The organism is Streptomyces sp. NPDC002845, from assembly GCF_053591955.1.
The window spans coordinates 58,015-70,147 of sequence record NZ_JBSFUU010000011.1 but is presented as its reverse complement, the minus strand read 5'-3'; the positions used below and the strand labels follow the sequence as shown (position 1 = coordinate 70,147).

The 12,133-nt window shown below is 71.4% G+C and carries 13 protein-coding genes; 9 read left to right on the top strand and 4 right to left on the bottom strand.

What is annotated here, in order from left to right; translation table 11 throughout:
• The first annotated feature begins 10 nt into the window (after positions 1 to 10).
• The 5 genes from ACWD3C_RS10295 to ACWD3C_RS10275 all read left to right on the top strand — a co-directional run bounded on the left by ACWD3C_RS10295 (position 11) and on the right by ACWD3C_RS10275 (position 4,662).
• Positions 11 to 382, top strand: a complete 372-nt coding sequence (locus ACWD3C_RS10295) for a universal stress protein (protein WP_451142129.1) — start codon at positions 11 to 13, stop codon at positions 380 to 382.
• 171 nt (positions 383 to 553) lie between these two features.
• Positions 554 to 1,063, top strand: a complete 510-nt coding sequence (locus tag ACWD3C_RS10290) for a hypothetical protein (protein ID WP_451142127.1) — start codon at positions 554 to 556, stop codon at positions 1,061 to 1,063.
• Positions 1,064 to 1,154: 91 nt separating this feature from the next.
• Positions 1,155 to 2,636 (top strand): flotillin family protein, encoded by a 1,482-nt coding sequence (locus ACWD3C_RS10285; RefSeq protein ID WP_451142125.1) that lies wholly within the window; start codon positions 1,155 to 1,157, stop codon positions 2,634 to 2,636.
• Positions 2,637 to 2,904: 268 nt separating this feature from the next.
• A complete protein-coding gene (locus ACWD3C_RS10280; protein ID WP_451142123.1) occupies positions 2,905 to 3,951 on the top strand; it encodes a PucR family transcriptional regulator in 1,047 nt (348 codons plus the stop codon).
• Between the two features lie 336 nt (positions 3,952 to 4,287).
• Positions 4,288 to 4,662 carry an STAS domain-containing protein gene (locus ACWD3C_RS10275; RefSeq protein WP_451142121.1) on the top strand — a complete coding sequence of 125 codons (375 nt, stop codon included), beginning with the start codon at positions 4,288 to 4,290 and terminating at the stop codon, positions 4,660 to 4,662.
• A gap of 18 nt (positions 4,663 to 4,680) precedes the next feature.
• Here the strand turns inward: ACWD3C_RS10275 and ACWD3C_RS10270 are convergent, their stop codons facing one another.
• Positions 4,681 to 5,721, bottom strand: coding sequence for an alpha/beta hydrolase family protein (locus ACWD3C_RS10270; protein WP_451142119.1), 1,041 nt, complete (start codon positions 5,719 to 5,721; stop codon positions 4,681 to 4,683).
• 141 nt (positions 5,722 to 5,862) lie between these two features.
• Here ACWD3C_RS10270 and ACWD3C_RS10265 point away from each other — a divergent pair, with 141 nt between their 5' ends.
• Entirely contained in the window at positions 5,863 to 6,345 is a 483-nt protein-coding gene (locus ACWD3C_RS10265; protein ID WP_451142117.1) for a DUF6069 family protein, read from the top strand.
• 245 nt (positions 6,346 to 6,590) lie between these two features.
• Complete coding sequence (locus ACWD3C_RS10260) at positions 6,591 to 7,448, top strand: aldo/keto reductase (RefSeq protein WP_451142115.1); 858 nt, start codon at positions 6,591 to 6,593, stop codon at positions 7,446 to 7,448.
• A gap of 48 nt (positions 7,449 to 7,496) precedes the next feature.
• Here ACWD3C_RS10260 and ACWD3C_RS10255 read toward each other — a convergent pair whose 3' ends face one another.
• Positions 7,497 to 8,237: a class I SAM-dependent DNA methyltransferase gene (locus tag ACWD3C_RS10255; protein WP_451142113.1), complete on the bottom strand. Its 741-nt coding sequence runs from the start codon at positions 8,235 to 8,237 to the stop codon at positions 7,497 to 7,499.
• A 92-nt stretch (positions 8,238 to 8,329) separates the two neighbouring features.
• Between ACWD3C_RS10255 and ACWD3C_RS10250 the strand changes: the two genes are divergently transcribed.
• Both ACWD3C_RS10250 and ACWD3C_RS10245 read left to right on the top strand, forming a co-directional pair.
• Positions 8,330 to 8,512 (top strand): DUF7660 family protein, encoded by a 183-nt coding sequence (locus ACWD3C_RS10250; RefSeq protein ID WP_451142111.1) that lies wholly within the window; start codon positions 8,330 to 8,332, stop codon positions 8,510 to 8,512.
• Positions 8,513 to 8,601: 89 nt separating this feature from the next.
• Positions 8,602 to 9,414: an SAM-dependent methyltransferase gene (locus ACWD3C_RS10245; RefSeq protein WP_451142109.1), complete on the top strand. Its 813-nt coding sequence runs from the start codon at positions 8,602 to 8,604 to the stop codon at positions 9,412 to 9,414.
• 79 nt (positions 9,415 to 9,493) lie between these two features.
• Here ACWD3C_RS10245 and lpdA read toward each other — a convergent pair whose 3' ends face one another.
• Together lpdA and ACWD3C_RS10235 are read right to left on the bottom strand one after the other, a co-directional pair.
• The gene (lpdA, locus tag ACWD3C_RS10240) at positions 9,494 to 10,891 is read right to left on the bottom strand and encodes a dihydrolipoyl dehydrogenase (RefSeq protein WP_451142107.1); all 1,398 of its coding nucleotides are present in this window, start codon (positions 10,889 to 10,891) and stop codon (positions 9,494 to 9,496) included.
• 185 nt (positions 10,892 to 11,076) lie between these two features.
• Positions 11,077 to 12,021 (bottom strand): helix-turn-helix domain-containing protein, encoded by a 945-nt coding sequence (locus ACWD3C_RS10235; protein ID WP_451142105.1) that lies wholly within the window; start codon positions 12,019 to 12,021, stop codon positions 11,077 to 11,079.
• Positions 12,022 to 12,133: the final 112 nt, after the last annotated feature.

Below are 12,133 nucleotides of genomic sequence, written 5' to 3'. Positions count from 1 at the left end.
GGTGATGGTCGTGTTCAGGCCCGTCGCGGCCGGTCTGGACGGTTCGCGCGAGAGTGTCGCCGCGGCAGCCTGGGCCGCCCGGGAAGCCCTGCGCCGCGGACTGCCACTGCGCCTGGTGCACGCCTGCGCAGGCCTGCCCGAGGACGGGACGGACACGGCCCTGCCCGAACTGCGGGCCCCACGGGACCGGGCACACCGGGTACGGGAGAAGCTGTCCGAAGGGCGCCCCGCTCACGTGCTCGTGGAGGCCGCGGACGGGGCGGCTCTGTTGGTGGCGGGCCGCCGTCGGCGCCGTACCGCGACCGGCTCCCACGCCGGTCCGGTGGCCCACGCGCTGATCCGTCACGCGCACTGCCCGGTCGCCGTGGTTCCGCATGACTGACACCACGGACGTCTTCTGGGGCCGGGGCGGTGCTGCCGGCGACCACGGCAGGAGACCACGGCATCAAAGCCGTGCGAAGATTGCCGGAACGAGGCAATGTCCCGTTCCGTCCGCACATGTGAGCATGCGTTCACGGGTGGGGTGAAGGCGAGGGAGAGGCGGTGAGCGCGGATGGCCTGGTTTCTGGGTCTCGGCATCGCGGGGATCGTACTGCTCCTCCTGTCCCTCGTCCTGGACGGTGTCCTGGAGGGAGCCTTCGACGGAGCGCTGGACGGCCTGTTCGACGGCCTGCTGTCGCTGCCCGTCATCGCCGGGTTCCTGTCCATGTTCGGCTTCGCCGGTGCGATCGCCCTGGGCACCACCGGGGTGGGAGCCGTCGGGGCCGCCGCTGTCGGCGTACCGGCCGGAGTCGCCACGGGCTGGCTCACGTACCGGCTCAGCCGCGCGCTGCTGAGCGACCGGTCCGGGGCCGCGCCCCGCGAGGACGACCTGATCGGCACGTCGGGCTCCGTGGTGACCGCCATCCCGGCCGACGGCTACGGCGAGGTGCTGGTGCACCTGGGCGGGCAGCCGGTCAAACTCGCGGCCAAGAGCCCGGTCCCGGTGGCGCGCGGCGCCGAGGTCTGGGTGGAACGCGCGCTGTCGCGTACGGCGGTGTCCGTGCGCCTCGTCGAACGCTGACGTCCTTTTCGGTACCGGCCGGTCGGTACCCCGCACACTTCACGCACCCTTCTCGATTCGCCGTCCCCTGGGAGGGCTGAGGGGAACCATCATGAGTTCAGTCGTCATCGCCGTCGCGGGAGTCGTCGTACTCCTCGTGCTTCTCGCGCTCGTCGTCGTCACGCGCTACAAAGTGGCCGGCCCGAGCGAGGCGTTCATCGTCACCGGGCGGCGCGGCAAGAAGGCCACCGACCCGGAGACCGGCCGGGTGTTCACCGACAACAGCGGACAGAAGGTCGTGGTCGGCGGCGGTGTGTTCGTCGTACCGTTCGTGCAGCAGAAGTTCGCCCTCGACCTGTCCTCGCGGCACATCCCGGTCGCCGTGCGCGGCGCGGTGACCCTGCGCGGGGTGAAGGCCAACCTGGAGGGCGTCGCGATCGTCAAGGTCGGCGGCACCGAGGACACCATCCGCGCCGCCGCGCAGCGGTTCCTGATGCAGCAGGACGGCATCGTCGGCTTCACGCAGGAGGTGCTCTCCGGCGCGCTGCGTGCCATCGTCGGCCGGATGTCGGTGGAGGACATCATCCGCGACCGGGCCGCCTTCGCCGGGCAGGTCGCCGAGGAGGCCGAGGCGAGCCTGTCCGGGCAGGGCCTGGTGCTCGACGCCTTCCAGATCCAGGACATCACCACCGAGGGCTCCTACCTGGAGGACCTCGGCCGTCCGGAGGCGGCCCGTGCCAAGCAGGAGGCGGACATCGCCGAGGCCGTGGCCCGCCGCGCCGCCGAGCAGGCCCGGCTGAAGGCCGAGGAGGAGATCGCGATCGCCCAGCGGACGTTCGCGCTCAAGCAGGCCGAGATCAAGGCCGAGACCGACGAGGCCGCGGCCCGCGCGGCCGCCGCCGGCCCGCTGGCCGAGGCCGCACGGCAGCAGGAGGTCCTCACCGAGCAGGAGAAGGTCGCCCAGCGGCAGGCCTCGCTCACCGACCGCCAGCTCGACACCCAGGTCCGCAAGCCGGCCGACGCCCAGCGGTACGCCGCCGAGCAGGAGGCCGAGGCCACGCGGGTGGCCCGGGTCAAGCAGGCCGAGGCCGGGGCCGTCGAGGGCCTCAAGCAGGGCGAGGCCGAGCGCGCCCGGCGCGCCGCGATCGCGGAGGCCGTCCGCCTGGAGGGCGAGGCCGAGGCGGCGGCGATCGGCGCGAAGGGTGCCGCCGAGGCCGAGGCGATGCGCAAGAAGGCCGACGCGTTCGCCCAGTACGGTGACGCGGCCGTGCTGCAGATGTTCGTCGAGGCACTGCCGCAGGTCGTCGCCAAGGCCTCCGAGCCGCTCAGCGCCGTGGAGAAGATGACCGTCATCTCCACGGACGGCGCCGGCCGGCTGTCGCGGACCGTCGCCGACAATGTGGCCCAGGGCGTCGAACTCCTGAGCTCCACCACGGGTGTCGACCTCGCCGAACTGCTCCAGGGCCTCGCTCGGCGGACCGGCGGCGGCACGCAGCCCGGACCCGCGGCCCTCGCCGAGACCACCGAGGCCGGCGAGACCACCGAGGCCGGCGAGAGCACCGAGGCCAAGGGGAAGACCGAGGTCACCGGCTGACCCGCCGGGAGACCTGACCGAACGGGAGCGCCTCCGGCGCCGGGTTTCCGCAGCCCGGCACCGGAGGCGTCCCCGTTTCCGCCAACAGCTGTGTGAGCTGTGTGAAATCGCCCCGCGGGTCCCCGCATTGCCGTGATCCGGCAATATTGATGTGCCGTAGATGCCGCGCCCCTCTCCCCGACGGACGTCCGCCAGAGTCGTCCGCCGCGTGGGAGGAAGGCGCCGGCGACGCATCAGGGATACGGGAGGGCTTGTGACGGGGTGGGAGATGGCCGAGGAGTATCTGGACGGGTACACCAGAATCCTCACCGAGGTGTGCGCGACCGGACGCCGCCTCACGCGCGACGAACTGGAGTCCCTGCGGACCCAGGGAGAGCGCGCCGCGGAATCGGGGCAGGGGCTGCGCGCCCTCGTACGCGCGCATCTGTCCGCGACCCGCACGATCTGGCCCGACCTCCCGCCCACCGGAGCCGACCGGCTGCTCGCCGCCGTCGAGCACGCGGTCGACGCCTTCGCCGAGGGACACGAGCGGGCACAGAAGCTCGCCATGCGCCAGGAGGAGGCCGCCCGCCGGGAGTTCATCGACGACCTCCTCTACGGCCGCAGCGACCTGGGGCGCCTCGCCGAGCGCGCCGAACGCTTCGGCCTGCTGCTGTCCCGGGCCCACGCGGTCGCCGTCGCCCAGGGCGGCCCGGCGGTGGACGACACCCACCCGGCCACCCGGCACGTGGAGAGCGCCCTCGTCGCCCGCTTCGGCGAGCGGCGCATCCTGCTCGCCACCAAGGACGGACGGCTGATCTGCATCGCGCCCGGCGACCAGGACGACGTGCTGGTCTTCTTCGCCAAGCAGGCGTACGCGGCCACCGACGGCGGCCAGGTCGCGATCGGCCGGGCCCACCCCGGCGCCGGCGGAGTCGTCCACTCCTACGAGGAAGCCCTCAACGCCCTCGACCTGGCCACCAGCCTGGACCTGAACGAGCCCGTACTGCGCGCCGCCGACCTCCTCGTCTACCCGGTCCTCACCCGCGACCGGCAGGCCATGGCCGACCTCGTCGGCAACACCCTCGGCCCGCTCAAGGCCGCGCGCGGCGGCGCCCGGCCGCTCGTCGACACGCTGACCGTGTACTTCGACGCCGGCTGCATCGCAGCCGAGACGGCGCGCCGGCTCAGCCTGAGCGTGCGCGCCCTGACCTACCGCCTGGAACGCATCCACAAGCTCACCGGCACCAACCCGGCCGACCCCGTCCACCGCTACACCCTGCAGACCGCGGTGATCGGCGCCCGGCTCCTCGGCTGGCCGGACAACGAGGTGTGAGGCCGGCCGGGCGCCCTCGGCTCGGCCACCCCCGCACCCTCACGCCCGCCTCCGGCAACCGGTCCTGGAGCAGCCACTCGGCCTCGGTGGCGAACCCGCCCTGGAGACGGGCAAGCCGCTCGGCGTGGTCCGGCACGGCCGCACGGTCACGGGAGACGAGGCGAGACGAGCCGACCCGGCTCGCCGCTCGCAAGACATCCGTGTATACGGCAAGTTGGTGCCCCATCGGGGGGTAAGGACCGATACCGCCGGGCACCATGGGGATATCTGCATCCTGCGGTGCCACCCCGGACCCCGGTGGCGTCCGGCGCGAGGAGAAGACCACCGGGGTGAGCCATGGACAGCCGCGATCACACCTTCGCCCTGCACCACCACACCACGGGCGGCAGGACCGTCCTCGAACTGCACGGCGAACTCGACGCCTGGGCCGATCAGGAACTCTTCCCCCGGTTGGCCCCGCTCCTCGACCGCCCCCGCCCCGACGTCGTCGCCGACCTGAGGCCCGCGTCCTTCCTCGACGCGGGTGGCCTGCGGCTGCTCCTCCGGATCAACACGTACGTGGGCCGGCGGCACGGCACCCTGCGGATCGTCTGCACCGGCCCGCGTCTCCTGCACGTCCTGCGCCTCACCCGCCTCGACCGGACGTTCACCATCCTCGACGAACCGCCATCCCTCCCAACCACCCCCGGAAAACGGGGAGTTGCGGTCTAGGGCCGCCCCCGCGAGGGCTCAGCGGAGACGGCGCTCGAAGAACGCCATCGTGGCGTCCATCGAATCCGGCCACCGCGGCCCGAAGGCGTGCCCCTCACCGGGGTACTTCACGAGCCGTACGTCCTTGCCGGCCGCCTCGAACGCGGCGGCGGTCCGCTCCGACCAGGCGAGGGGGCACGTGTCGTCGGCGGTGCCGTGGAGCATCAGCAGCGGCTCGGTCACCCGGTCGACGTAGGTGAGGGGCGAGACTTGCTTCCAGAAGGCGGGGTTCTCCTCCGGGCTGCCGTGCTCGGCGTCGATCTCCGCGGCGAGCGGGTCGCCCTCGCGGCGCTGGAAGAGGTCGACGTTCTCGGCCGGGCGTGAACTCACCGGCGCGAAGACCACGGCGGCGTCGACCAGGCCGGGGGCGACCACCAGCGTGTTGTAGACGACTCCGCCGCCCATCGACCGCCCGAGCAGGCCGATCCGGTCGCCGTCGATCTCCGGACGGCCGGACGAGCGCAGGGCCATGACGGCGCCGATGACGTCCTCGGTGTATCCGAGGCGCAGGTTGACGTCGTTGTCCGGGTCGTCGTCGGAACCCGCGTGGTTGCGGTAGTCGGTGTGCAGGACCACATAGCCGTTGCGGGCCAGGAGGTCCTGTTCCCGCGCCAGCCCACGGCCGGAGGTGTAGACCGCCGGGTCGATGTATCCGTGCGCCAGCACCAGCGCCGGGAACGGCCCCTTGCCCTCGGGGATGTTCATGATGCCCGAGATCGTCAGCCCGTTGGCCTCGTACGTGACCGCGTACTGGGTGTAGGCCCCGGTCCGGGCGCGAACACTGCCGAGCCGGAGGCCGGAGCCCGTGTGCTCCCGTGCGATCAGGCCGGGGATCGACACCGGGTCGGCCGCCGTCGGGGTCGGGGAGGGCGTCGTGCCCGGGTCCTTGCTCGCGGCTCTGGTGGACGGGAGCGGGTCGGTGCGCGCGGCGTCGCCGTCCCCGGTGCAGCCGACCGCGGTCGTCAGGGCCAGTACGAGCATCAGTCGGGCGGTGACGCCGGTCATGCCTCGTAAGCGCATACGGCCAGTATCGCGCCGGTGTCCCGCGCATCCGAAAGCCCGAAAGATTTTTCTCCGACGACCGCTCAGTTCTGTGGCGCCGCCCGGTCTACCTCTACGCAAGGCGCACCAACCCCCGGACAACACACAGGAGACAGTCCCATGAGCGCGACCGTGCCCCAGACCCAGACCGCCACCCAGTCCCAGCCCTCGACCTCTTCCCGCACCGCCCGCTTCCTCGACACGCGCCCCGTGTGGCTGGTCGGCATCGTGGCGACCCTCGCCGGTGCCGTCGTGACCGAGGTGTTCGCGCTCATCGCCCGCGCGGCCGGCGTGCCGATGGCGGCGGCCAGTCCCGGCGACAAAGAGGCCGCGGAGATCCCGGTGGGCGGCTTCGCCGGTGGTGTGCTGTTCTGGTCGGTCGCCGGGATCGTCCTGGCGGTGGCCCTCGCCCGCTGGGCCAAGCGGCCCGCCCGTACCCTCGTGGTGACGACCGTCGCGCTCACCGCACTGTCCCTGGCCGGTCCGGCCGTCGCCCCGCACACCGCCACGTCCACCCAGGTCGTCCTGGCGCTGAGCCACCTGGTCGCCGCCGCCGTGATCATTCCCCCCCTGGCGCGCCGGCTCTCCCACCAGCGCCGGTGACGCAGCCCGGAACCGGAAGGCACCGCCAACGACCGAGACCCGGTCGCACCGTCGGCACCGGCCGAGGGTGCGACCGGGTTCTTTGTGCGCCGTCCGGCCCGCCGCTCACCGGATTCAGTTGCCCGGCTGCTGAATGCGTTCGCCTTCTTCTATTGGACCTCTGACGACGAGGGAGCGAGGCTGGTATGTGCCCCGGTAGAGCCGCGGCCCATTCGAACGCGACACCCGAAAGAGGTCACGAGCACATGCACACTCGCCGCATCGGTGACGTGAAGGTCAGTGCGATCGGTCTGGGCGCGATGCCCATGTCGATCGAGGGGCGCCCGGACGAGACCCGCTCCCTCGCCACCATCCACGCCGCGCTGGACGCGGGCGTGACGTTGATCGACACGGCGGACGCCTATCACCGGGACGCCGACGAAGTCGGTCACAACGAGACCCTGATCGCCAGGGCACTCGCCTCCCACGAGCGAGGCGCGGACGTGCTGGTCGCCACCAAGGGCGGACATCTGCGTCCCGGCGACGGCAGCTGGACGCTGGACGGCTCGCCCCGGCACCTCAAGGAAGCGTGCGAGGCATCCCTGCGCCGGCTGGGCGTGGAGGCCATCGGGCTCTACCAGTTCCACCGCCCCGACCCGAGGGTCCCGTACGAGGAGTCGGTCGGCGCGGTACGCGAACTGCTGGACGAGGGCAAGATCCGGATGGCCGGCATCTCCAACGCCGATCCCGACCGGATCCGCCAGGCCAACGAGATCCTCGGCGGACGTCTGGTCTCCGTGCAGAACCAGTTCTCCCCGGCCTTCCGCTTCAGCGAGCCCGAGCTCCGCCTGTGCGACGAACTCGGGATCGTGTTCCTGCCCTGGAGCCCCCTCGGCGGCATCTCCCGTGCCGGTGAGCTGGGTTCGGTGTTCGCCCCCTTCGCGCGGGTGGCCGAGGCCCACGGTGTCAGCCCGCAGCGCGTCTGCCTGGCGTGGATGCTCGCCAAGTCCCCGGTCGTCGTCCCGATCCCCGGCGCCAGCCGCCCCGAGACCATCCGCGACTCGCTGGCAGCCACGGAACTCACGCTGTCCGCCGAGGAGTTGGCAGAACTCGACACCGTTTGAGCAGCGAGCACCCGCGGCGCCCACCCCGAGGACCGTGCGCCACCGTGATCAGTCCGCGGGCTTCTCCCACACCGAGACATGGCGTTCGCTCTCGCCGGTGAACGGCTTCCGGGTCCAGTCCTCCCACCGGTCGCGCAGGCGCAGTCCGGCGAGCCGGGCCATCAGGTCCAGTTCGGCCGGCCAGACGTAGCGGAAGGGGATGGACCAGTACTCGGCGCGTCCGTCGACGATGGTGACGTAGTTCGAACTCATCGCCTGCGTGGCGGTGTCGTAGGTGTCGAACGCCCAGCGGGTCGGGCTGATGTGGAACGGTACGGCGTTCTGGCCGGGCGGCAGGCGGCGCAGGCCGGGCACGCCCACCTCGACGACGAAACAGCCGCCGGGCGCGAGGTGGGCGGCGGCGTTGCGGAAACAGGCCACCTGGGCGTCCTGGGTCGTCAGGTTGTTGATCGTGTTGAAGACGAGGTAGGCGACGGCGAACGTGCCCGGCACCCGCGTCGTCGCGAAGTCGCCGATCGTCACGTCGACGGCATCGCCGCCGGGCTTGGCACGCAGCCGGGCGACCATCGCGCGTGACATGTCGATCCCGTGCACCGCGACGCCGCGCCCGGCCAGCGGCAGCGCGAGCCGCCCCGTGCCGACGCCGAGTTCGAGCGCCCGGCCTCCGCCGGCGAGCCCGGTCAGCAGGTCGACCGCCGGGTCCACCACCTCCGAGCGGAACATGTCCGCCGCCGACTCGTCGTAGGTGGCCGCGATGTCTTCTCCGAAGTACCCGTCCTCATCGAGCATCCCCGGACCGTACCGGTCGCGGCCGCATGGACGCGTGCGATTTTTTCGGGCCACGACGGGCCACGACGGGCAGCGATGCACCTGACCCGAGGATGGTTCCGCCGGCAGGCAGGCTACGGTGGGAGAACCGGACCCTCGACCGCTTCCTCGACGCCCTCGCCGCATGGATCGACGACTCCCCGGGCTGGTATCGCAACTTCGCCAAAGGGCTTCCGGAGGAGGGCGACTGGACCTTCCTGGCGCGAGCGCTCCAAGCCGCCACCCTCTATGAGTGAACCCACCCGCCGGCAAGTGAACCGAGGCCCGGTCACCTAACGTGTACTCCAAGGCGAACGTCGGTTCCCCACAAGGAGGTTGCCCGGTGATGGAGGACTCGTCCGACCAGGACGCCGAGGCGTCGGTGTTGATCGACGCGACGGTGCCGCACTCGGCCCGGATCTGGAACTACTGGCTGGGCGGAAAGGACAACTACCCCGTCGACCACGAGGCGGGTGACGCGTTCCGCGAGGTCTTCCCCGGTATCACCGATCTTGCCCGCGACTCACGCGCCTTCCTCGGCCGCGCCGTGCGCCACCTGGCCGGTGAGGCCGGGATCCGTCAGTTCCTCGACGTCGGCACCGGGCTGCCGACCGCGGACAACACCCATGAGATCGCCCAGCGGGTGGCGCCCGACGCCCGCGTCGTCTACGTCGACAACGACCCTCTGGTCCTGACCCACGCCCGGGCGCTGCTGACCAGCACGCCCGAGGGAGTGACCGACTACATCGACGCCGATCTGCACGACCCCGACACCGTCCTGCGGGAAGCGAGCCGGACGTTGGACTTAAGCAAGCCGGTCGCCCTTACACTGATGCAGGTCAGCGGGCACATCGCCGACTACGACGAGGCGCGGGCCATCATCGGCGCGCTGATGGGAGCCCTGCCGCCGGGCAGCTACTTCGCGTTCAACGACAGCGTCGACACCAACAAGGCGAACGCCGAAGCCACCCGGCGCTACAACGAGAGCGGGGCAGCCCCTTACCACCTGCGCAGCCCTCAGCAACTCGCCGGATTCTTCGACGGCCTGGACCTGCTGGAACCCGGTGTCGTTCCCCTCGCCGACTGGCGGCCTGACCCCGGGTCGGCCGATGCCACCGGCGAGGTGATCGCCCTGTGCGGTGTGGCCCGTAAACCATGAAGCCCACGTGCCGGGTTGTTGCCCCGTAGGCCAGATGGTCGTCAACGCTGGACCGGTCCGAGCACCGCCGCGAGCCTCGCTACATGTTGATCATGTGCCCGGCCAGCCCGTGCAGCGCCTCCTTGACCGCCTCGCCGAGGGTCGGGTGGGCGTGGACGTTGCGGCCCAGTTCGTGGACCGTCAGGTCCCACTGCTGGGCCAGGGTCAGTTCGGGAAGGAGCTCGGTGACCTCGGGGCCGATGAGGTGGGCGCCGAGGAGTTCGCCGTGGGTGCCGTCGCTGATGACCTTCACGAAGCCGACGGCGTGGCCCAGGCCGTGGGCCTTGCCGTTGGCCGTGAACGGGAACTTGGCGACCTGGACGTCGAATCCCCGCTCGCGGGCCTGCGCCTCGGTCCAGCCGAAGCTGGCGACCTGCGGCTGGCAGTAGGTGGCCCGCGGGATCATGACGTAGTCCAGCTCCATGGTCTCCGCGTCCGCGATGGTCTCGGCGGCGACCATGCCCATGGCTTCGGCGGCGTGGGCCAGCATCAGCTTGGCGGTGACGTCCCCGATCGCGAAGATGTGCGGCACGCTCGTACGGCAGCGGCCGTCGACGTCGATGGCGCCGCGCTCGGTGAGGCGGACCCCGGTGTTCTCCAGCCCGTAGCCCTGCACGTTCGGGGCGAAGCCGATGGCCTGGAGGACCTTGTCCGTCTCCAGCGTGCGGCGCTCGCCGCCCTTGTTCACGGTCACCCGGACGCGCTCACCGGAGTCGTCGATGGACTCCACGGCCGTACCGGTGAGCACCTCGACGCCGAGCTTGCGGTAGTGCTTCGCGAGTTCCTTGGAGATCTCCTCGTCCTCCAGCGGGACCATGCGGTCGAGGAACTCGACGATGGTCACGTCCACGCCGTAACCGCGCAGTACGTACGCGAACTCGACGCCGATCGCCCCCGCCCCGGCGATGACGATGCTGCTCGGCAGGGTCTCGCTGAGGATCTGGCTCTCGAAGGTGACGACCCGGTCCGACAGGGAGGTGCCGGGGAGCAGCTTGGGGCTCGCGCCGGCCGCGATGACGCAGTGGCCGAAGGTCACCGTCTCGGTGCCGCCGTCCGCACGCGTCACCACGAGGGTGTGGTCGTCGGTGAAGGTGCCGCGTCCGTCGAACTGGGTGATGGCGTTCTTCTTCATCAGATAGTGAATGCCCCGCACCCGGCCGTCGGCGACCTTGCGACTGCGCTGGTAGGCGGCTCCGTAGTCGGCCGAGACCTCACCGCCGACCGAAATGCCGTACGACTTGGCCTCGTTGGTGACGAACTGCACCATCTCGGCGTTGCGCAGCAGGGCCTTGGAAGGGATACAGCCGACGTTGAGGCAGACGCCTCCCCAGTAGCGCTCCTCGACCACCGCGGTGGACAGGCCGAGCTGCGCGCTGCGTACGGCGGCGGTGTAGCCGCCGGGGCCGGCTCCCAGAACAAGTACGTCAAAGTGGCTCACAAGGGAACCCTCTTCCTGTGGGGCGGGACTCGCAAGCGGTTCGGTCCGGTACCCGCTGTGATCTCGCCCTCGCTCACTCACGCGGGTGCGGACATGTTCCACGAGGGGGCAAACGGTTGTCCACTGCGCTGCCAGGGGCTGAAGCGTTGGTCTGTACGGCTGACGCGACGGGGTGAGCGGCTGCCTCACAGCCAGCCCCGGCGGGCGGCGATCGCGCCTGCCTGGAACCGGCTCGTCGCGCCGAACCGGGCCTGCAGTGCGCTCATTCGGCGTCGCATCGTGCGCGACGACCAGCCGAGCCGCCGGGCGATGGCGTCGTCCTTCAGCCCGGCGGCCAGCAACGCCAGCAGGGACCGGTCCTCGTCGCCCAGCTCGTCCGCGGCGTCGCCGTGCAGCGGCACCGCCTGCTGCCAGCACAGCTCGAAGAAGTCGACCAGGGCGTCCAGCAGCGCCGAGGGCCGGACCACGACCGCGTGCACGTCGCCCATGTCGAACGACAACGGCAGCAGCGCCAGCCGGCGGTCGGAGATGGCCAGTTTGACCCGCAGGCCCGGCAGCACCCTTGCCTGCTCGCCGTGGTGGGTGAGGTTCCGGATCTCCGGCAGGCTGGCGGCTTCGAGTGCCTCCGGGGCGTACACGCCGCGGTAGCGGACGCCGCGAGCCAGCGCAGGGCTTTCGGCGGCGTTGCGGGGGCCCTGCGCGTACGGCGGCCGGTCCAGGCCGAGGACCTCCTCACGGGCCTCCTGTTGCAACCGCACGAACCATCCCAGCAGGGCGTCACTGCCGTACACGACCTCGATCTGCTCCGCGCCGTCGGCCTGCGCGGCCACGAACAGCCGCGACAGGTCGCCGACCGCGGCCCGGATCTGGTCCAGTTCGTGGGCGCGGGACCGGACGAGAGCCTCCACGGCGACATGCGGGTCGACGGCCGCGTACCGGCGCTGCCGGCCCGCGAGCCGGACGATCAGCCCGTGTTCCTGTAACCGGTCGAGCGAGCGGGCGGCCCGTTCCCGGGTGCAGTCGAGCTCACCGGCGACATCGGGCGGTCCGGCGATGCGCCGGGCCAGCACGACCCGGTAGGCCGCCTCGTCGAACGGGTTCACACCCGCGGCGCTGAGCTGATTGATCACGAGTAGCGATTGTGGCCGCCAGCGGCCACTGGCCGCAATGGGCCCGGCAAAGGTCTGGCCTCCGCCCGGGGCGGCAGCGATATGAACGAATGCGTTCACCCCCACCGTGAGG